The organism is Sphingobacterium sp. MAE (assembly GCF_056711605.1).
The window spans coordinates 2,796,600-2,817,360 of sequence record NZ_CM160044.1; the positions used below are offsets into that span (position 1 = coordinate 2,796,600).

Sequence of the window (20,761 nt, forward strand, 5' to 3'; positions counted from 1 at the left end):
GAAGAACGCATTTAAAAAAATATATTTAAACCCCAACCCCACTTTATTGAGTGGGTTTGGGGTTTACGCCTTTTGATAAGACTCTGATTCTTTTTGTAACAAAATATTATGTTACCTAAAGTGACAACGTAATAACTTCGGTATCTTGAGGGACTATCAATTTATCCTTACCGATCTTCAACTCGGAAGCTTTCTGAATTAAAGAACTTCTTGTTGTACGGCAATGGTCCAATGCGTCCATGTGTACTGCAATAACTTTTGCATGACCACTTTCACGAATGAGAGCCATTGTCTGCTCTTCGTTCATAATAATCGGAACATTTTCAAATCCTTTTATAAGTGCTCCTCCGGAATTAACAACAATATAATCTGGCTTATATTTTTTAATATTTTGCTTGATATCATCTGTCCAGATTGCATCTCCGACAATATATAGGGTAGGTTGGTTTTTAGCTTCTAGTATAAATCCAGAAGTCTTGCCCATCATCTTCAATACCTCACCGCTTCCGTGCTGGCCTTCTAGACGATGGATGTTAATTCCATTCCATAGTTTAGTGTCATTGAGAACGGTTGCATTACTAAAACCTTCCTTTTCAAAGAAATCTTTATCTGCAGGTTGGATCATCAAATCGATCGATTTGTTAAGGGTTTTACTCGCCTCTTTATCAAAATGATCTTCATGACTATGGGAAACAAGCACTAAATTAACATCTTTAACAATCTCTTCAATTGGCATTTTCAGCTCGATCGTTGGATTGCGTTGGATTCCCGCCCAAGAATCGATAGCTCCTTTTGGAGACAACATCGGATCAACAAGAATTCTCTGCCCACCATACTCTATAAGTAAAGTGGCATTTCTAACTAACTGAATGGTAGGTTTCGTACCTACGTTGGATTGTCCAAACACTATTGCAGCTAATAACGTAAACGTAACTGCCAGAAATATTTTTTTCATATTTTCTTTATTATTATTTAAGAGACCACACTAATTGACTTGGTCGTGTAGTAATATCATTGCAAAGGTCCAGATATTATGTTATTGATCTGCTACCATAATCTCACTGGTTACTACCATTTTGATATCGTTCTCTATACTATATTTTTTATAACTTCAATTTTCAAAAAAATTTCAGCAAAAATAACCCCCTCTATAGATTTCATTTTTCAAGATGCATTACGCTAAAACTAATGATTTCTACAGAATCAGATTGGGCATTTGGTATGCATCTGCTATCAGTTTTGCAGAATGCAGTATCCCTTCTAGAGAATGACCTAAGTTGGCTATCATAACCTCATCTGCCCCTGAAATCTGTTGAAAGTGGTTTAACTTACTTACGACCTGGTCTGCAGTTCCATAGATCATTTTATGGTTCCAGCCTTCCAATATATACCTTTCGGAATCACTGTACTTATAATTTTTTAATTCTTCCGGAGATGGAATTATATAAGATTGTCTGTTCATCATTCGGAGCATACTATGTGATACCGAATATGACTGTGATTTGGCCTCTTCTTCGTTGTCTGCTGCAAAAACTGAAAAGCAAGCAATGGTGTAAGGACTGTCAAGTACTTTTGAAGGTCTGAAGTACTTTCTATAAAGTTCAAATGCGGCCAACATGTTTTCAGGTGCCAGTTGCGCAGCAAAGGCAAATGGTAGTCCTAACTTTCCTGCCAATTGCGCAGAATAACCGCTAGAGCCCAATAACCAAACTAATGGGCTTTCAAAAGATCGTACAATACCGTTTTCAAGATCTTGACCGGGCCCAGGAACGGCAAATACTTTGCCTTTGTAAGGATGTCCCAAAGGAAAATCATCTTCAAGAAAATGGAGTAACTCAGTCAACTGTTCTGGAAAATTTTCAGCTCCGAACTGCTCACGACGGAGTGCTGAGGCTGTAAGCTCATTGGTCCCCGGTGCACGTCCTATTCCAAGATCGATACGCCCTGGAGCCATTGCCTCCAGCATACCAAATTGCTCGGCAACGACCAAAGGCGGAAAGTTTGGTAGCATCATGCCACCAGATCCCAATCTTATTTGTTGTGTTTCGCCGATCAGCCGGGAAAGCAACATCGCGGGTGAAGAGGTAGAAACAGCGGGCATACCGTGGTGCTCAGCCACCCAATAGCGGGCAAAGCCCCGTTTATCTGCAAGTTTAGCAAGCTCAATACTGTTATTAATTGCTTCAATACTTGAATAACCTTTTCCCGTTGTAGCGACATCAAGGATGGATAAGGGCACCGGAGCGCTTCCTTGCTTTTTAACCGAATGAAAAGAAACGGGTATAGTATTGAAATTGTATTTATCTTTATTTTTCATAAACTATTAATTTAGAATATGATGCAAAATTACAAACAGAAAAAAAGCATAGGGTACCAAAAATAATCTGAATACTATCTTTTTGATAGCGGAGACAAAGAGGCAACCAATTGATTTAGAGTACGCCTTTCGTGAACTTTATCATGTCGATGAATCTTGAAACTACCCTGTTAATAGCGAACAGCCTTCACCACAACTTGTCAAACTAATAAAGAATAACGTTCTTTGTATTCATACTAATCAGTATTTTTTATGACAAAGGCATCAACAACTCGGCATACAATTCTTGAAAAAGCATTTGAAATTATCTATACCAAAGGTTATCAAACAACAAGTATTGATGAAATTATTGCGACAACAAAAGTTACAAAAGGAGCATTTTATTATCATTTCAAAACCAAAGATGAAATGGGTTTGGCTATAATTAATGAAATTTTAAAACCAACAATGCAAAATGATTTCATTAAACCTTTACAAAACGCTAAAAATCCAACTCAGGAAATTTATGATATGACAAAAGCGCTACTACTGGAAAATCCTCTTTTAAAGTTCGAATATGGATGCCCGATGGGAAATTTAACACAGGAAATGACACCTTGGAATGCAGCTTTTGGAAAGGCACTATCTGAGCTCATTCTAGAATGGCAGCAAACAATTGAAAATAGTATAAAAAGTGCCAAAGAAAATGGAACCATAAGGAAAAATGTAGATCCGCAGCAAGTCGCGTATTTTATTATGTCAGGGTATTGGGGAATTAGAAATTTTGGTAAAGTTTATAACAATACAGAATGCTATCACTCCTATTTAAAAGAACTGAAAATTTACCTAAACAGTTTAGCTTAAATATTTCTCAACAAAAACATACTAAGTAGTATGTTTTTGTTATATTTACATCGACAAACAAAATTTGCGATGTATCAAACACTTACTTTTTATCATTCCTTAATACGCTGGCTAGTGCTAGCAAGTATAGTTTATGCTATTTATCGGGCATATAAAGGTTATTCTTCGAATGCTGTATTCTCCAAGAGAGACAATGCTACACGCCATTGGACAGCAACAATTGCGCACATTCAGCTTCTAGTTGGAATTGTGTTGTACACTCAGAGTCCCATTATCAAATATTTCTGGAATAACTTTAATGAGGCCATTGAAAATTTTGATCTTGCCTTTTTTGGTCTACTTCACCTAATTTTAATGCTAATAGCAATCATTTTAATTACCATTGGTTCTGCTACAGCAAAAAGAAAAACGACCGACAAAGAAAAATTCAAAACAATGTTAATTTGGTTTTCAATTTCACTCATCATTATTTTCATAGCCATTCCTTGGCCGTTTTCACCGTTTGCTACCAGACCTTATTTTAGATAGTATGATAAATTTATTCAAAACAAAAATCGGAAGATTACGCATTATTGGGTTTCTTGAAGGCATATCATTATTAGTGCTCATTTTCGTAGCTGTACCTCTAAAACATTATTTTCACAATCCTAATTTAAGCGAAATATTAGGACCGATTCATGGGGCAATATTTTTACTTTTCCTGTTCAATACATTAAGTGTTGCTGTTGAGCAGAATTGGAAATTTAAAACGACAACTTGGAAAGTTGTTTTGGCCTGCATTATTCCATTCGGAACATTTTACATTGACCATAAAATATTAAGCAAACTATGAAGACGATATATATTATTGGTGCTATAGTTATATTGATTTACATCTCGTATCGAACCTATCGTTTCGCAACACTTGATAATGGGCTCGCTCATAAAATAGAGAATGGAGCGGTAATTTTAGATGTGCGAACTGAAAAAGAATATAAAATGGGACATATTGATGGTTCAATAAATATTTCACTAGGCACAATTAATGAAAGATACATTGAACTAGATAAGAGCAGAACATACATTACAACCTGTTCTCACGGTTTAAGGAGTGTGAAAGTGGAAAACATTTTGAAAGACAAAGGTTTTAAAAATGTTTTTAATGGTGGTGCTTGGTCTGACCTTGAAAAAATAGTAATAAAACTAAAAGATAATTGATGATTTCAGTGTTTAAAACAAGTGTGACAAGTATAATAGAAATAGAGACACTAAAGCCGTTTCTTGACACACATCTCGGAATTGCAAAGTGGAATTTTGACCTTGAAGACTGCGACAATATTTTGCGCATTGACAGTATAAACGAAATTACTGAACGTACAATTAAAATTTTGAGCGACTATGGTTTTGACTGTCAAGAACTTCAAGGCTCACCTGTAGGTGATACTGTCAAAAATAGCCTATTATAAAACTTTAATTTTTTTAATCTCTTTTTCTACTTCCATTAAGATTAACATGCAGTGCACAGTACAAATTTTGATTTGTACTGTGCTGCTTTATTGACTGGTGATTATCTGATAGAATTTTTAGATTAGGTTTTCAAAAACCTGCTTTTGAGATATACCAATCTGCGCAGATTTACCTTCCCGAAATTATACCATAGTACAAAAGACAAAATAGGCAAACTAAAAATAATCACCCATCCAAAGATCTTTTTTAGTGAAACAATAACCGCCTGCTGCTGCATCTCTGAATATTTTTGAATATTCAGTATACCGAAAGTATTCATATCCAGGTAAACTGCAAGATCTCCAATACTCTGCAGTTGATAGCTGTACATCAGGTAACTGTACAACCTTGATCTTTGTTTCCATAAGATTGAAAATTAAAGTATTTTATTTATGTTGCTATTTATAAAATCAGCATCCTCTTTCAAGAATAATTGATCTGCAACAAAATTAAGAAGATGAATAATCATTCCCATCGCACAAATAGTGGTAAATGATGGACAAAACGATTTTACAGTAAGCCGTATGCTATTGTCATTTTCTTACAAGGCAGTTCTTATCTCGGTAAAACTGAATCCTTTAAAGATTTATCTAAAATGCTACACTAATTTAGGGGATGGCTGGAACAAACAATAAAATATAAAAACTTGGATCCATATACAAACTGCGATAAATGTTATAAAAAAGCATAGGATACCGAAAATAAATTGAATACTATATTTTTGACAACTTAAACTAGGATAAAGAATCTATTCAGGTCAATTCTCCATTGCACAATTTTAGTAAAATTTTTTAAATCATTAAAAGTAAATGCAGACATAAAAATCAATCGGATATCAAAATGGTACCTTTTGTTAAGATTTGGGTAGATCTTTGACAAGAACAAATATTTAATTTTGAAACGTAAATTTCTAATAGTAAAATGCTCTATTGTAACTGTGTTATAGCAGAGTGTTCGCTATATAATAGAATTATATATTATGATACAGAGATATAAATCCAAAAAAATATATTATCAAAGTACAGTAGCACTTGCTGGTCCTATTGTTGTCTCACAACTTGGGCATACATTAGTCTTAGCTGTGGATTCGATTATTGTAGGACATTACGCGGGGACGATATCTCTGGCTGCCGTATCTTTGGTTCATTCCGTTTTTATGGTAGTATTGGTTCTGGGAATGGGGATTGCATATGGATTGACTCCACTAATTGCGCAAGAAAATGGAAAGTCAAATCATCAGGAATGTGCCAAACTATTTTCCAATAGTTTGTGGATAAATACAATTGCTGCAATTTTTCTTTTTCTAGTAGTTTACTACGGATCTATGTTTGCCATGTTTCATCTGGACCAAGATCCTAAGGTGGTAGAAACTGCAAAACCCTATTTACTGATTTTAGGTATCTCGATTTTGCCTTTAATGATATTTCAAGCATTCAAACAATTTGCTGAGGGATTAGGTTTTACCAAGCAAGCAATGAATATTACAATTTGGGGAAATGTGCTCAATCTACTGTTAGCCGTGGTTTTGGTCAAAGGGATGTTTGGATTTTCTCCTATGGGTGTAAAAGGAATTGGCATTGCGACCTTAATCGATCGGATTCTGATGATGCTCGTGATGGGATGGTACGTTTTAAAATCTAAAAATTATAAAAAGTACATAGATTATTTTTCAATTCGATATATAGATTTTTTAAGAATTACCAAGATAACAAAAATTGGAGTGACAGTAGCTATGCAATATATCTTTGAAATCGGAGCATTTGCCGTAGCTGCATTAATGGCGGGTAAAATTGGTGCTATTGAACAGGCTGCACATCAAACTGCCATCACGTTTGTGGCGATGACTTATATGATGGCTAGTGGAATCGCTTCGGCAGCAACTATTAAAGTTGGCAATAATTTTGGAAGCCAAAATTATGCTAGAATACAAAAATTTGCTAAGGTTTCCTACCATTTGGTTATTGTTTTTATGCTGTTGTTTGCTATCATTTTTACTTTGTTTAATCATCACCTTCCATATATAATAACCACCGACCCAGCTGTCGTTTCTTTAGCTGCGCAATTATTGGTCATTGCCGGAGTTTTTCAACTATTTGACGGAACTCAGGTAGTGGGTCTAGGTACATTAAGAGGTATGGGAGATGTAAGGATTCCAACATTTATAACCTTCTTTGCCTATTGGATTATAGGCTTGCCCATGGCTTATGTAATAGGTGTTAAATTTAACATTGGTGTACAAGGGATTTGGTATGGACTAACGCTTGGACTACTAACATCTTCAGTTCTATTGTATTTCAGATTGAAATATATAATTAAGAGCAAAATTCAAACCGTAATGTAAAAAAGATTGTGTCAGATATTGACACAATCTTTCCGCCTTTATTTTTTTGTCACAAAAAAAATTCACATAGCACCTTGCATTATTTTACCCTGATTCAGAAAAAAGTTAGTCATCTAGCAAATTTTTCAATTCCACACTTTGATAGTCGTAAATGCCTGCTTTAAAGTTTGAAATACCCCCATAAAGTAAGTATAGCTCTTTCACACCATATTTCCTTAATTGCTTAGCATATGTAAACAATAGACCGTCGTTCATCATCATATCATAAATGACAATCTTTTTCCCAATATACCTGGCTATTTTTTCCTTACTCAATAGAGCAAATGGAATATTTATCGCATTTTTTAGTGTTCCTATATTCTTCCAAGCTGCCTTATCTGTGCCAGTAAACTCCGCTTCAGTTCTAATGTCTATGATAATTAAATTGTTAGCTTGTCTATTAATCTTCAGTAATTCTTTAGGTAGAATAAATTGATATTTTGTATCCAAAAATTCAATATCATTATTTGCAGTAGAACCAATTATATTACTTAATCCAAAAAGTAGAACACTTGTATTGTAGCCCTGCTCAATTAAATAATTCGCTGCAATCGGACTTTGATCTCCTTCATTATCGAATAGGTAAATACTCTTCTTTTGGTCCAATAACTTTAAGCTATCTTTTAATTTATCATAAGGTATGTGAAGGACAGATTTGATTTTTCCAAATGAATTTCCTCGTTCTTCTTTAGCTATTCCTAAGTATAAACTATCAGGTCTGATGTCTATTACTTGATAACTGGTGTTACGCAATGCTCTCATGAAATCTGTTGGTGTAATAAGTTTGTACTTCAGATTATTGGTGTAATATTTATCTTTATAGGGCATTTCCTTTTCAGAAAGCGTGTTGAAATACGACAAGCCTCCATTGATATTAACCACATTTACGAACCCTTTATCTGCAAGCTGTTTGGCTAAAACCCGTGACCTCTTGCTATGACTGCAATAGAGATAAATAGTATCATTTTTATGCTTTAAATATTCAGGGTAATATTTTTCAAAATCGGCAAAGTCAGTTTCTACTGCTCCCCTTATTTTTCCTTGATTATATTGTAGCGACTTGCCATTGTCAGCCCGCTCACCATCACTCCTGATATCATAATATACCAATTTTGGATTTTGCTCCAGCCTCTTGAAAAAATCAATCCACGAAATTGTTTGATAGCGAACATGATCTGACTTGAAATCTTGGGCATCACACCAGAAAGACAAGAATAATAATGCTGTTGAGATAATATACTTCTCCATTTTTGATTTAGTGTAAAATGTATTTTTTATTACGCTTAGAATAACAAGAAACTTAAGAAGCCACCAATGCTGTTTTCATTGTGTTTCTCTGGACCATAATAATCGATATTGGTACCCACACCAAAAGTTATTTCTTTATAACTTAAACCAGCTCGAGCCATGAGATAACTTCTTGTTTGCAAATTGATGACAGTACTGTATTCATACAAAGCCTGAATTCGCGAATAAAGGCGCCAATTATCATTTATCTGTGGTTTATATTCAACTAAAAACATTCCTTCGACATTCGTGTCTTTAGAATAATCTATTCTAGAATTAGCCACAAACAACCAAGTGGGATTAGCTACGCTATAAATTATACCTGCTATGGGGCGCATACCTTTCACTGGGGTTACGTGTAAACCACCAGCTAGTTTGAAACCCTTCGCGATATCATAGGTCAGACTTGCTTGTGTCATGTAATCGTTGATCTGATTACTGTCCCATTCTCCCACGAGAGACGTGACACTAAAAAAGCCTAGCTTGGGAATAGTTCTAAATTTCTTATCGATGATCATTTGAAGAGCCAATCCTCTATTGCTACCCAATATTTCTGTATTTATTGGAGGATTTATGGCAGGACCCAGCGATTTTTCTTGCGCGATCGCATTTCCAATCATTGCAGAAAACAGTGCTATAAAAACATACTTTATTTTTGTTACATCGTTCATTTTGTACTCTCGACTTGTATGAATTGTGAAAGAATTTTACCCCCAATATCAGGCTTAGTTCAATAAGAAATTAGTTCTTACTATGCTTCTTGGAAATGCAAATTTGAACTAATTTAAACTCTTAACCTATAAATAATCAGGCAGAATGTTTACAAAAACGTTCCAATAATTCAAAATATTAATGAAGTAAATAAATAAGTGTTAAATTAACACTTATTTATTTACTTCGTTACATTACATGTATGAAAAAAATAGATGTTATGACCGTTAGTAAAAAGCAGTATAAAACCATTTAAATTATAGATCAATGATAAAAATTTTAAAGATAGGTGTTGGTTTCTCTTTCGCACTTCTAACCTACGTTTGCCATCAATCAAATGCACAAACTAAAGTTAGCTCAGCAACAACAGTACTTCCTATACCTCAAGTACCTCCAACAGGACCGGTAGATAGTTTGCCTATGGGAGATTGGAAATCTTTCGAAGAAGTTAAACTCGATATTCCTATTTTTCCCGGTCCATTCAAACCAACATGGGAATCAATAGAGGCTAATTATCCTGGAGATCCTGATTGGCTAAGGGAAGCGAAGTTTGGTATATGGGTTCACTTTGGCCCTCAAGCATCAGGAGAAAGTGGTGATTGGTATGCGAGAAAGCTCTATACACCTGGTACGCCTGCACATAAAAATCATCTTAAAAATTATGGTCACCCTTCGGAATTCGGTTATAAAGAAATCCTTAACAAATGGAATCCCACCAAACTTGATCCAGCTAAACTTGCTAAAATATATAAGGATGCCGGCGCAAGATTCTTAATGATCCAAGGTGTTCATCACGATAATTATGACTTGTGGAACTCACGCTATCAACCATGGAATTCAGTTAACATAGGACCTAAACGTGATTTAATTGGCGAGTGGGCAAAAGCTTGTCATGACAATAACATTCGTTATGGGGTAACCTTTCATCATGAATATACCTGGTGGTGGTGGCAAACAGCTTTTGGAAGCGATACCACGGGGGCTAAGAAAGGAATACCTTATGATGGCAATCTGACTGCAGCTGATGGAAAGGGGAAGTGGTGGGAAAAATATGATCCTCGCCTACTCTATGGCATTGATCTACGTGAATATAAAGGAGTTGCTGAAAAATCTCACACGCCATGGTCGCCACCATCTCCAGGAATTTTTAGTAAACACCTGGAATATGCGAATTGGTATGCCAAGCAATGGGCATTGCGTATGATGGATGTGGTTGAAAAATATGACCCGGATTTTATATATACAGATGGCACTGTTCAAGGACCTTTCACTGGTAATGGGACAGGTACGGGTTATAAAGCAGATGCGATGCAGCATGTGATCGCTGATTATTACAATAGGACACTAAAGAGACACGGAAAGGTCAATACTTTTAGTATTGTGAAATTTCGGGATAAAACAAATGGTACCGTTACTACCGAGGAATTTGCTATTCCTGAAAAAATCAAAACAGATCAGCCTTGGATAGCGGAAGCGCCGGTTGGAGACTGGTATTATGCACCTAATTTTACTTATGACTCCGGAATGATGATCCGATATGTGATAGAGGCTATTGCTAGGGATGGTAACGCTGCTCTCTGTGTTTCACTACTACCAGATGGATCTTTGGATGAGGGCAGTTTAAAAATGCTCAAAGAGGTAGGAATATGGATGCGCCGTAACGGGGAGGCGGTTTATGGCAGCAGAGCATGGAAAATTCCTGGGGAAGGAGAAAAAGAAAACGGGAAATTGAAAATGCTCCCGGGTGGCGGACTTGGTCGCAGACATGCAGAATTTAAGTTTAACACCACGGATTTTAGATTTACCGTAGGAAAAAATGGATCGCTTTATGCCTTTTGTATGAAACTGCCGGAAGCGGGATCTGAATTGAAAATAAAATCACTTGGTAGTAACGCAAGCTTATTGGGCAAAACGATTAAAAAAGTGAGCATGCTCGGATACGAAGGTAAGTTGAAATGGAAGCAGGTGGCCGATGGATTGGTCGTGACTTGTCCTTCCCAGATGAATTATGCAACCTCAGTTGTGTTTAGAGTTGAGTAAAATTGTATACACCTTAATATTCATGTTGCGTATTCAGAATAATAAGTAACGCTGATATAAGACTGCGTTACTTATTTATCTCTTGAAGGACACTACCTTGCTCCCGCCAATAGAAAATGATAGAAGATCTTACCATTTTTAAAATTTAATATGACGAAAACCATATTAATATTGCCATGGATTATCCAAAAAGGTATTTTATGATCTGTTTGGAGTAGCATCCGTATCTTTTATCTAGGATTAATTTTGTATCATATCTTACAAGAAAATATAATGCTAATTGGAATACAGAAATAGATGATGAACATGGTAGCAGTTGGATGAGTGATATCATGCATCAATGATATTTGTAAAAAGAACATAAACAAAATTTGATTATGTTCTTTTTACTGTTCAATTTAATACATGCAACAATACTATTTGTAAAATGTTAGGCTATTTTATGTAAGAAAGATCTGTATTTAAAGAAAAGGAATAAGGATATCATAAAAAATAAAATTTTTAAAAGTAAAATTGCACTTTTCATACCTTGTAAAAACAGGTTTTTATCACAATAAATATTGAAAAAATGGAATTATGCAATAAAAAATTCAGCATAGCAGTCGTGAAAAATTTAAATACAATAATATATTCGAAAGTAAGAATTAAAGACATTTTCTTGAAAAATAAACGTTAACTTCGATAATAAACCAATTGATTATTAACATTATGAATATAATTCTTATTTAAGAAACCACGAGTAGCCCTATCCATTCAAATATTGATACCACTACCGACTTCATACGTATTCTTACAATAGTGATAGTTGTGAAATTAACAATAAAGTTGCTAAAAGCTACAAATATTACTATAATTGTAAGATAATACAATATTACTTAAAAATTTGGAAACCAAAACCAATTGGTTCATACAAATATTATAATGAAAAACGAACATATAGGGCATAGTAACGTGAGTTTGCTGGAGCGTCTAAAACTTGGCGATCTGGAGGCTTTCAACATGATCTATGAGCAATACTGGTCTCTTCTAATCAATGAGTCCTATAAACGACTTCATAATATGGCTCTTTGTGAAGAAGTGGTACAAGATGTATTTATAGACCTTTGGCAACAAAGAGCGGTGAGAGATATCCAGAATCTTGAAGCCTATCTTCGTACCTGTATGAAATTCAAAGTATTTGAAGTTTATCGGAAAAACAGGAAAACAAAATCAATGCTCGAAGAAAATCTATCGTTAATGCAGCAACACGAGATTTCCGAATATGATCAATATGCACAAAAAGATTTAAAATCTCTAATAGAAGATTGGATTTCCCATCTGCCACAGAAACGAAAAGAAATCTTCAAAATGAGATATCTAGATGAACTTTCTACCAAAGAAATAAGCGAAATGACTCAAAGTTCACAAAATACCATACAAAACCATTTAGGTATCTCTATTTCCAAACTAAGAAAATTGATCATTCAACATTTTTTAGTTTTTATCATAACTTTATTATACTGACCTAAAGTGAGTTATAAATAAATAACTTGAAGACTAGTACGATCTTCCTATTTAAGTACACTGTATATATAAATACGGTACTAATCAAAAATGGAACATCATAACCCCAGGCTTCAAAACCTTATAGATAAATACTTAAAAGGTAATTGCAATAAAGAGGAAGCGGAAATTGTCGAAAATTTTTTTGAAAGTTTTTCATCGCGCCCAGATATCTTGGATCAACTTGATCATGAAAAACAGCATGAAATAAAAAGAAGAATCCATGAAAATGTTGTAAAGAAAATTTCTCCAACACCCATCCGAAAAATCGGTATGATCAAACTTGCTGTTGCCGCGACTGTAGCACTTTTCTGTATTTCTATTGCATATCAATATCTGTATAAAAACAAGAGCTTAAAAAATATAGAAATCAGCTTAGCAAACGGGCAACAGCGCCATGTTACGTTAGAAGATGGAACAAAAATTACACTTAATGCATCCAGTAGAATTATTTATCCTAATTCTTTTAAAGACTCTTCTAAACGTGAAGTGATTTTAATCGGTGAAGCATTTTTCGATGTCGCTAAAAATGCAAAAAAACCTTTTATCATCCATACGCCTAGAATGGAAATCAGCGTTCTGGGAACTGCCTTTAATGTTCGTGACTATGAAAATGAAAGAAATGCAGAAACTGCTTTAATACGGGGGAAAGTTTCGATATGGAAAACTGGCCATACGGATAAGAAATTTATCTTGAACCCAAATGAAAAATTTGTTCTATCTAATGCGGCTATCCATAACCATGCACAATCCACCAAGCCAAAAGTTGTCTCTCTGCAATATGCCACCGTTGCAGTCCAGCCTTTAGTTGTCTCAAATCAAGACGGTACTGCACTCGAAACAGAATGGATGCTTAAACGGATGACCATCCGTGATGAAAGATTGGCAGATATTGTACTCAAACTGGAACGTATGTATGGTGTGGAGATCCAGATCTTAAATAGTAAAATCGCAAGTCAACGCTTCTCTGCGACATTTGAAAATGAAGATCTAGACAATATATTAAAAGCACTGCAGACAGTTAATTACTTCCAGATCAAAAAGACGGGTAAAAATAAAATACAACTATTTTAAAACAAACTAACCTACATAACTCATATGAACAAAACAGTACCTAAATTTAAAAAAGAATCCAGATTGGCACTGCTTCTGGTTTGTCTCAGCACTGTGCATGTGCAGAGTTTTGCCTATTCACAAACTGAAAAAATTGATGTATCCATAAAGGCCGGCAAGCTGGAAGACGTATTTCAGACCATCAATGAAAACAGTAAATACAAAATGTTCTTCAGTAAGGCTATACTTCCCAATTCAACAGTAAATATGATAGCTGACAAAATTAGTATTAAAGATGTACTATCAAAATCTCTTTCAGGAAGTAATCTGACCTGGGAATTGCTGGATAATAATATCATAGCTATAAAAGAAAAGAAACAAAGTCAACCACATTTGGCCGGACAAGTACTTAATGAAAATGGCTCTCCGTTAGCAGGCGTGTCTGTGATCATAAAAGATTGGCAAAAAGAGGCATATCGGAATATACAGACAAGTACAGCTACTGATGTGAATGGACAGTGGGGATTGAGGATCCCCAATGAAGATATAACCATCATATTTTCTTTCATGGGATACCAGAAGGTGGAGGTTTCGGCCAAACAGCTTCTTGCAAACGCTACTCCTATCCGATTAAAGCCTGAAGAAGGCAGTTTAGAAGAAGTTGTCGTGATCGGATATGGAACAACAACACGTCGATTAAATACGGGATCAGTAGCTTCGATAACAGCTAAAGATATTGCATCTCAACCGGTAAGCAATCCACTGGCAGCATTAGCCGGTAGAATGTCAGGTGTATTGATTGCCCAAAATAACGGTGTACCAGGAAGTGCGGTACAGATACAGATCAGAAACCAGGCTTCATTAAGCGGAACGACCTCAGGATCTATTCCCTTGTACGTTATTGATGGGGTGCCTTTCACTAATTTTAACGGTGGTCAACCTGCAACCGACAATCTAAACTCTTTTGGTATTTCTGGATCTTCTGGTGGTCTGAGTCCGTTTAGTATGATTAATCCTTCTGACATAGAACGTATAGATGTTCTCAAGGATGCCGATGCTACAGCAATTTATGGTAGCCGCGGTGCCAATGGTGTCGTATTGATCACGACAAAGAAAGGATCATCGGGACGCACGCGCATCGGTGTTAATTTTAACACTGGATTTACGGAAGTTAATCGCTTTATCCCGATGATGAATCTGGAAGAATACCTATCCTTGAGAAAGGAAGCTTTTGCTAATGATGGTACTGTACCAACTGCAACGAATGCTCCAGACCTTATGTTGTGGGACCAGAATAAATCTACAGACTGGCAAAAAATGCTGATCGGTAATAAAGGTCATATCACTGATGTGCAAGCGAATATGTCGGGTGGAAATGAATCCACACGCTTTTTCTTTAACTCAGGATACAGACGCGAAAGCACGGTATTCTATAGAGACAGTAAAAATAGCAGGTTTACCTCCCGTCTAAACCTGGATCATACGTCTGCAGACAAGAAGTTTAATGCGGCACTATCTGTAAGCTATGCCAATGACAATTCGGATATGCCCTCTTCGGATATTACTTCCATGTACAACCTGCCTCCCAACTACCCTATTTATGATGACAACGGAAGATTTTATTGGTTGCCATCATCAGCAGGGATCAACAATCCTATTGCTATGCTCAACAGAAAATACATAGGAACTACGAATAACCTGATTTCAAATGCAAACCTGAGCTATAAGATTATCCCTGGACTGACCGTGAAAACAAATTTCGGGTACACCATAACACAGCTCAACCAAAATAATCAGACACCGATTTCATCCTTAAATAACACCCTCACCAATCCATTGGGCTCATCTGCTTTTTCCAATACAAAAGCGGAGAACTGGATTATCGAACCCACATTGGATTATGTCAAAAATCTAGGTCAAGGCAAACTAACAGCATTAATCGGTACGAGTTTCCAGCAGAATTCCTCCCGCTCACAGACAACTAATGGATCTAATTACAGCAATGATGCACTTTTAGGATCGCTCAGTGCAGCAGGAACGTTTACTGCAAACAACAATCTTGTTTATTACAAATACAATGCAGTATTTGGAAAAGTGAATTACGACTGGAAAGAGAAATACTTATTTAATGGAACATTTAGAAGGGATGGTTCCTCACGTTTTGGTCCCAAAAACAGGTTTGGAAATTTCGGTGCGATAGGCCTTGGCTGGGTATTCGGAAAAGAAGATTTTGTACAGGACAAGCTGCCGTTTCTAAGTTTCGGGAAGTTAAGAGCAAGTTATGGTACAACCGGGAATGATCAGATATCAAACTATATGTATCTGCCGCTCTATTCCTCTTCTACAGCCTATCTAAATAATCCTTCGATGAACATTGGGACACTTCCTAATGAGTATATCAAATGGGAAACAACCAAAAAAATGGAATTTGCGCTGGATCTTGGTTTCTTGAGAGACCGCATCTTATTCACGGGTAACTACTTTAGAAACCGCTCTGGTGATCAGATTACCGATCTTATTCTAAGTACTCAAGTTGGGTATAACAGTTATAAGGCCAATCTTCCGGCACTGATTCAAAATACTGGACTGGAATTGGAATTAAATACCACCAATATTGCTACAGAAAATTTCACATGGAAAACATCGGCCAACTTCACATTCTATAAAAATAAATTAGTGGAATTTCCGGGAATTGAAAATACATTTTTTGCCAGCAGTTTTCTAGTTGGAGAACCGCTTAATCTGATCCGTCTTTACCATTATCAAGGGGTAGACGAAACAACCGGCAGAGCAACTTATGAGGACCGCAATGGTGATGGAGTTATCAATGGAGACGACCGTTATGTTGCTGACTTAGGAACACCATTTTATGGTGGATTTAACAATACGTTTTCATACAAAGGATTTGAGCTGGGCGTATTTTTCCAGTTTAACCATCGATTTGGAGTAACCAAAATTTTAAACACAAGACCGGGAGCCATGGTTAACCAAAATGAATACTGGCTTGGAAGATGGTCTCCAACAAATCCAAATACAGATATTCCTGGAGCGATCACACCGTCATCACCTACTTCTACACCTGCAGGAAGTGCTTTAAACAATTCATACAATCTATACAGTAGCTCTGATGCTGTGTATGGGGACGCATCTTATATTAAATTGAGGTCAATAAATCTTTCCTACAGCCTGCCAAAAAACTGGACTTCAAGATTGAAAATGTCCAATTGTAGTGTATTTATGCAGGGTCAGAATCTGTTTACTTGGGCAAAAAACAAGTATGTACTCGATACGGAAACTACCGTTCAGGGTGGTCCCTCTGGTTTAGGTACAGGAACGATCGCACAAGTGCTACCTCCACTGCGCACAATTGTCTTTGGATTTAACTGTCAATTTTAAAACGTACAACAATGAAATTAAACAATAAAACCATCATATCGCTTATACTGACTAATGGGGCACTTTTATTTAGTTCCTGCGAAAAATTTGTAGATCTTGGCGCTCCACCTACGCAAGTTATTACGGGAGATGCATTTGCATCGGATGCATCTGCAAATAGTGTGATCCGTGGATTGTACAGCACAGTATTAAATATCAACTTGTCTGGCATGACCACGTTCTTTACCGGAATCGCGGCAGACGATCTTCAATATAATGCGACAGATGCTGGTATAACAGAGTTCTCCAGTAATAACATCTTAAATACCAATAGTAATGTCGCTAACCTGTGGTATAATAGTTATCAATTGATCAAGAATACCAACAACGCTATCTCCGGTTTGGAAGCATCCAATTCCCTGACACCAACCATAAAAGATCAGCTAATCGGTGAAGCTAAATTTTTCCGAGCCTATGCCTATTTCTATCTTGTGAACTTATATGGTGATGTTCCTTTACAATTGCGGGATGACCTCTTTGCATTTGAAGATGCTTCTCTACCAAGGGCAGGTAAACAGCAGGTCTATGATCAGATCGTCAGTGACCTCAAAGATGCAGAGAGTAAAATGCAGACCACCTATGATGTTACTGCCAGTCCAAGAGGACGGGCAAATAAAGCTGCGGCCAGCGCCCTATTAGCCCGAGTATATTTATATCAAAAAGACTATCAAAATGCCGAATTGTACGCAACCAAAGTATTGCAGTCTTCTGATTATGGCATGCCTGCTCCAGACAAAAACTTCCAAAACACGAGCAACGAAGTTATCCTTCAGTTGGGAAATCTGACGGGTGTCACAACTTTCGGAGCAAACTATATTACGGCGGCCACTGCTGTACCAGGTTATACGCTACCCGATGCAGTATATAATAGTTTCGAGTCATCCACAACTGATCTAAGAAAAACGAACTGGACAAGTCTTAAAACCATTTCAGGTAAGAACTACTATGCCATCACGAAGTATAAAGTAGCTTCTGGAACAGGTGCGGAATATCATATCCTACTACGTTTGGCTGAACAATATCTTATACGTGCTGAAGCCAGAAGCAGACTCAATAACCTAAGCGGTGCACGCGCTGATATTGATGCTGTACGCAGCCGTGCCGGATTAAAGGGTATCGATAGCGGCAGTAACCAAACACAACTATTGACCGCGATAGAAACTGAGCGTCTCCATGAATTTTTTGGCGAGTATGGTCATCGCTGGCTAGATCTTAAACGCACCGAACGTGCTACCGATGTTCTTTCGCCTATTAAAACAAATTGGCAATCTACAGATGTGCTTTTTCCAATTCCACAGGCTCAAATTCTGATCAATACTAAACTGACACAAAATCCTGGATACGAAAACTAAATTACTACAATAACTGATCATTAAAAAATGAAAACAACAATCTTAACCATAGCCATGACCTTTGCCTTAGTTCATGCTATGGCACAAAAGGCAGCAGGGGACAAATTTCAAAAATATCTCCCCATAATAGAAAAAGGCAGCATAGCTCAAAAAGATTCGCTGACACATGTACTTTTAACCGAAATTAAGGGTTATAAAACAGAGCAAGAGTTCCGCACAACAATCAATATCCTACGATCATTGGGAAAGGAAGAGCAACAGGCTTCGGTAGAAGCTATTGCGAAGAAAAAGTATCCTAAGGGATCACTGACCCGCGATGCTTTTATCACCAATGTTTTTTACAAAGCACCTACTGTCCAGGAGAAGGAAAAAGCTTATCATGATCTGAACAAAAAGTGGCCGACCAAAAACTTCAGTGAAGAACTTTTAATCTATGATTATGTTTTAGCCAATTTAGCACAGGGGTTTGCAAATGATGGAAATGCTCCTCAAGCTATCCATTACCTTGGCGAAATGAAAGAAAAATTTTGGCGTGGCAATGGCTATCTGTCAGTAGGCCAGATTTTATTATCAGCAGGAGATACAGTCAACGCAGCTCCTATCCTAAAAACTGCCATGGATGATAGTTATTATTACATAAGCCTGCCGGAGGATCAAAAAGACAATAAAGCAAGATTCGCTTCTATGGGTTATGCCAGCTCGATGTCTGCTTATGTCAATATCTTAGTAGCTCAAAAAAAATATAACGACGCCCTTGGATACATCGAAAATGCACTGAAAGTAGCTCCTGAACAAGCTGACGGATTAGCAATGGTTTACTACAAATCGCTGATGGGAACCGGACGAAAACTTGAGGCGTACAATATCTTGACGAAATTATATACTAAAGGACAATTTGCTGTTGAGAACGATCTTAAACAACTCTACTTGGAACTGAACGGCTCCGATCAGGGTTACGAAAATTTCAATGTATCATTAAAAGAAACGTTAACACAGAATATACGTGACCATATTAAAGAAATGGAGACCTTCAAACCTGCTCCGAATTTTGAGTTGCTCAATTTAAAAGGTGAAAAAGTGTCGTTGGCCAGTTTAAAAGGAAAAGTTGTCGTCCTTGATTTCTGGGCTACTTGGTGTCAGCCTTGCGTGCGCTCATTTCCGGGTATGAAAGCTGCGCAGGAATCATATGCACATGATAAAGATGTTCAATTCCTATTTATGAATACTTGGGAGCGCGACAAAAATTATAAAGAAAATGTGTTGGCTTTTATAACAAAAAATAATTATCCTTTTGAAGTTCTTTATGATGATCAAAAAGATCCTCAAACTGGTGAAGTAATGGCTGCTAAATTTGGTGTGAAAGGTATTCCTGCTAAATTTATTATCGATAAGGAAGGAAATATTCGATATTTCTTAACCGGATCTACTCCAAATGTTGACTATATAAAATTAGAAATGAAGGAGTTGATCGAAGCAGCAAAGAAACCCTATAAAAGTTAAAAAATATGGAACTTAAAATGAGATTAACATAACAAGAAAAATTCTTCCACACCATCTTGTTGTGGTGTTAGTTTTATATGTTAAAAAAAATATCCCAAATTTTCATTCTATAACGAAAGCCAGCTTTTTTACTTAAAGCTGGCTTTTTCCATTTTGAAAATATGATAATCTAATAGTATGAAGTGATAAATAAACATCTTCTACCTGACTGCTTATCCTATCCATTTGGTACAAATCGATAAATTTATCCAGATTTAAGTCAGTTTCTCCGGCTGGATGCTATATTTGCAATAAGTAAAGCGTTTATAAAGCCCAGCGTTCATTTAATATTTTGTTTATCCATGGATCTTGACAGATTACAGTACTTACAACCGCTCGTTCATTACAGCTTACATTTTTTAGTCCCAGGATTATTGGCTTATCTGTTTTTTAGAGAACAATGGAAACGCGCTTGGTTGATTATGATCGGTACGATGCTCGTGGATCTGGATCATTTGTTAGCGACACCGATCTTCGATCCGGGGCGCTGTAGCATAGGCTATCATCCACTGCACTCCTATTATGCCATTGCGGTGTACTTCATATTGCTATTTTTTCCGAAAACGCGCATTGTTGCCGTCGGATTACTCTTCCATATGTTGACCGATTGGCAAGACTGCCTATGGCATTAACCCAAGTTGTTTCTTTCGCCTGCTATTGGTCCCCATCAGTCTCAAGCGTACGATAGGAAGCTACGCAAAAAGTGCATAGCGCGGTAGCAATCCTTCTATTATCTAGGAGATGCCAAATAGCCGTTTTAGGTCGAGCCAGCGGTTA

Annotated in this window: 17 protein-coding genes; 12 read left to right on the forward strand and 5 right to left on the reverse strand. The window is 36.6% G+C overall.

Going from position 1 to position 20,761, the window contains the following annotated elements; all coding sequences use genetic code 11:
* Positions 1–115 precede the first annotated feature (115 nt).
* Positions 116–955 (reverse strand): MBL fold metallo-hydrolase, encoded by an 840-nt coding sequence (locus AC06G9_RS11895; protein ID WP_480956269.1) that lies wholly within the window; start codon positions 953–955, stop codon positions 116–118.
* Positions 956–1,195: 240 nt separating this feature from the next.
* A complete protein-coding gene (locus tag AC06G9_RS11900) occupies positions 1,196–2,317 on the reverse strand; it encodes an LLM class flavin-dependent oxidoreductase (protein ID WP_480956270.1) in 1,122 nt (373 codons plus the stop codon).
* A gap of 252 nt (positions 2,318–2,569) precedes the next feature.
* On the opposite strand from AC06G9_RS11900, the gene AC06G9_RS11905 reads away from it, so the two are divergent.
* The 4 genes from AC06G9_RS11905 to AC06G9_RS11920 all read left to right on the forward strand — a co-directional run bounded on the left by AC06G9_RS11905 (position 2,570) and on the right by AC06G9_RS11920 (position 4,357).
* Positions 2,570–3,160 (forward strand): TetR family transcriptional regulator C-terminal domain-containing protein, encoded by a 591-nt coding sequence (locus tag AC06G9_RS11905; protein WP_480956271.1) that lies wholly within the window; start codon positions 2,570–2,572, stop codon positions 3,158–3,160.
* A 69-nt stretch (positions 3,161–3,229) separates the two neighbouring features.
* The gene (locus AC06G9_RS11910) at positions 3,230–3,688 is read left to right on the forward strand and encodes a hypothetical protein (RefSeq protein ID WP_480956272.1); all 459 of its coding nucleotides are present in this window, start codon (positions 3,230–3,232) and stop codon (positions 3,686–3,688) included.
* A 1-nt stretch (position 3,689) separates the two neighbouring features.
* Positions 3,690–3,992 (forward strand): DUF3817 domain-containing protein, encoded by a 303-nt coding sequence (locus AC06G9_RS11915; protein WP_480956273.1) that lies wholly within the window; start codon positions 3,690–3,692, stop codon positions 3,990–3,992.
* Positions 3,989–4,357, forward strand: a complete 369-nt coding sequence (locus tag AC06G9_RS11920; protein WP_480956274.1) for a rhodanese-like domain-containing protein — start codon at positions 3,989–3,991, stop codon at positions 4,355–4,357. Before AC06G9_RS11915 ends, AC06G9_RS11920 begins: the two co-directional genes overlap by 4 nt.
* 464 nt (positions 4,358–4,821) lie before the next feature.
* Here AC06G9_RS11920 and AC06G9_RS11925 read toward each other — a convergent pair whose 3' ends face one another.
* On the reverse strand, positions 4,822–5,010 hold the full coding sequence (locus tag AC06G9_RS11925) for a hypothetical protein (RefSeq protein ID WP_480956275.1): 189 nt from the start codon (positions 5,008–5,010) through the stop codon (positions 4,822–4,824).
* 614 nt (positions 5,011–5,624) lie between these two features.
* Between AC06G9_RS11925 and AC06G9_RS11930 the strand changes: the two genes are divergently transcribed.
* On the forward strand, positions 5,625–6,986 hold the full coding sequence (locus tag AC06G9_RS11930) for an MATE family efflux transporter (protein WP_480956276.1): 1,362 nt from the start codon (positions 5,625–5,627) through the stop codon (positions 6,984–6,986).
* 105 nt (positions 6,987–7,091) lie between these two features.
* On the opposite strand, the gene AC06G9_RS11935 is transcribed toward AC06G9_RS11930, so the two are convergent.
* The gene (locus AC06G9_RS11935; protein ID WP_480956277.1) at positions 7,092–8,273 is read right to left on the reverse strand and encodes a rhodanese-like domain-containing protein; all 1,182 of its coding nucleotides are present in this window, start codon (positions 8,271–8,273) and stop codon (positions 7,092–7,094) included.
* Positions 8,274–8,308: 35 nt separating this feature from the next.
* Complete coding sequence (locus AC06G9_RS11940) at positions 8,309–8,983, reverse strand: hypothetical protein (RefSeq protein ID WP_480956278.1); 675 nt, start codon at positions 8,981–8,983, stop codon at positions 8,309–8,311.
* Positions 8,984–9,290: 307 nt separating this feature from the next.
* Between AC06G9_RS11940 and AC06G9_RS11945 the strand changes: the two genes are divergently transcribed.
* The 7 genes from AC06G9_RS11945 to AC06G9_RS11975 all read left to right on the forward strand — a co-directional run bounded on the left by AC06G9_RS11945 (position 9,291) and on the right by AC06G9_RS11975 (position 20,616).
* Positions 9,291–11,063 (forward strand): alpha-L-fucosidase, encoded by a 1,773-nt coding sequence (locus tag AC06G9_RS11945; protein WP_480956279.1) that lies wholly within the window; start codon positions 9,291–9,293, stop codon positions 11,061–11,063.
* 921 nt (positions 11,064–11,984) lie between these two features.
* On the forward strand, positions 11,985–12,566 hold the full coding sequence (locus tag AC06G9_RS11950; RefSeq protein WP_346569623.1) for an RNA polymerase sigma factor: 582 nt from the start codon (positions 11,985–11,987) through the stop codon (positions 12,564–12,566).
* A 90-nt stretch (positions 12,567–12,656) separates the two neighbouring features.
* Positions 12,657–13,679 (forward strand): FecR family protein, encoded by a 1,023-nt coding sequence (locus AC06G9_RS11955; RefSeq protein WP_480956280.1) that lies wholly within the window; start codon positions 12,657–12,659, stop codon positions 13,677–13,679.
* Between the two features lie 24 nt (positions 13,680–13,703).
* The gene (locus AC06G9_RS11960; RefSeq protein WP_480956281.1) at positions 13,704–17,054 is read left to right on the forward strand and encodes a SusC/RagA family TonB-linked outer membrane protein; all 3,351 of its coding nucleotides are present in this window, start codon (positions 13,704–13,706) and stop codon (positions 17,052–17,054) included.
* An 11-nt stretch (positions 17,055–17,065) separates the two neighbouring features.
* Positions 17,066–18,445, forward strand: a complete 1,380-nt coding sequence (locus tag AC06G9_RS11965) for a RagB/SusD family nutrient uptake outer membrane protein (protein WP_480956282.1) — start codon at positions 17,066–17,068, stop codon at positions 18,443–18,445.
* Between the two features lie 27 nt (positions 18,446–18,472).
* Positions 18,473–19,945: a redoxin domain-containing protein gene (locus tag AC06G9_RS11970; protein ID WP_480956283.1), complete on the forward strand. Its 1,473-nt coding sequence runs from the start codon at positions 18,473–18,475 to the stop codon at positions 19,943–19,945.
* 341 nt (positions 19,946–20,286) lie between these two features.
* Complete coding sequence (locus tag AC06G9_RS11975) at positions 20,287–20,616, forward strand: DUF6122 family protein (protein WP_248753622.1); 330 nt, start codon at positions 20,287–20,289, stop codon at positions 20,614–20,616.
* The last annotated feature ends 145 nt before the right edge of the window (positions 20,617–20,761 follow it).

Coding starts and splice junctions, on each gene's coding strand:
- AC06G9_RS11895 (WP_480956269.1), bottom strand. CDS start 955: ATGAAAAAAATATTTCTGGCAGTTACGTTTACGTTATTAGCTGCAATA.
- AC06G9_RS11900 (WP_480956270.1), bottom strand. CDS start 2,317: ATGAAAAATAAAGATAAATACAATTTCAATACTATACCCGTTTCTTTT.
- AC06G9_RS11905 (WP_480956271.1), top strand. CDS start 2,570: ATGACAAAGGCATCAACAACTCGGCATACAATTCTTGAAAAAGCATTT.
- AC06G9_RS11910 (WP_480956272.1), top strand. CDS start 3,230: ATGTATCAAACACTTACTTTTTATCATTCCTTAATACGCTGGCTAGTG.
- AC06G9_RS11915 (WP_480956273.1), top strand. CDS start 3,690: ATGATAAATTTATTCAAAACAAAAATCGGAAGATTACGCATTATTGGG.
- AC06G9_RS11920 (WP_480956274.1), top strand. CDS start 3,989: ATGAAGACGATATATATTATTGGTGCTATAGTTATATTGATTTACATC.
- AC06G9_RS11925 (WP_480956275.1), bottom strand. CDS start 5,010: ATGGAAACAAAGATCAAGGTTGTACAGTTACCTGATGTACAGCTATCA.
- AC06G9_RS11930 (WP_480956276.1), top strand. CDS start 5,625: ATGATACAGAGATATAAATCCAAAAAAATATATTATCAAAGTACAGTA.
- AC06G9_RS11935 (WP_480956277.1), bottom strand. CDS start 8,273: ATGGAGAAGTATATTATCTCAACAGCATTATTATTCTTGTCTTTCTGG.
- AC06G9_RS11940 (WP_480956278.1), bottom strand. CDS start 8,983: ATGAACGATGTAACAAAAATAAAGTATGTTTTTATAGCACTGTTTTCT.
- AC06G9_RS11945 (WP_480956279.1), top strand. CDS start 9,291: ATGATAAAAATTTTAAAGATAGGTGTTGGTTTCTCTTTCGCACTTCTA.
- AC06G9_RS11950 (WP_346569623.1), top strand. CDS start 11,985: ATGAAAAACGAACATATAGGGCATAGTAACGTGAGTTTGCTGGAGCGT.
- AC06G9_RS11955 (WP_480956280.1), top strand. CDS start 12,657: ATGGAACATCATAACCCCAGGCTTCAAAACCTTATAGATAAATACTTA.
- AC06G9_RS11960 (WP_480956281.1), top strand. CDS start 13,704: ATGAACAAAACAGTACCTAAATTTAAAAAAGAATCCAGATTGGCACTG.
- AC06G9_RS11965 (WP_480956282.1), top strand. CDS start 17,066: ATGAAATTAAACAATAAAACCATCATATCGCTTATACTGACTAATGGG.
- AC06G9_RS11970 (WP_480956283.1), top strand. CDS start 18,473: ATGAAAACAACAATCTTAACCATAGCCATGACCTTTGCCTTAGTTCAT.
- AC06G9_RS11975 (WP_248753622.1), top strand. CDS start 20,287: ATGGATCTTGACAGATTACAGTACTTACAACCGCTCGTTCATTACAGC.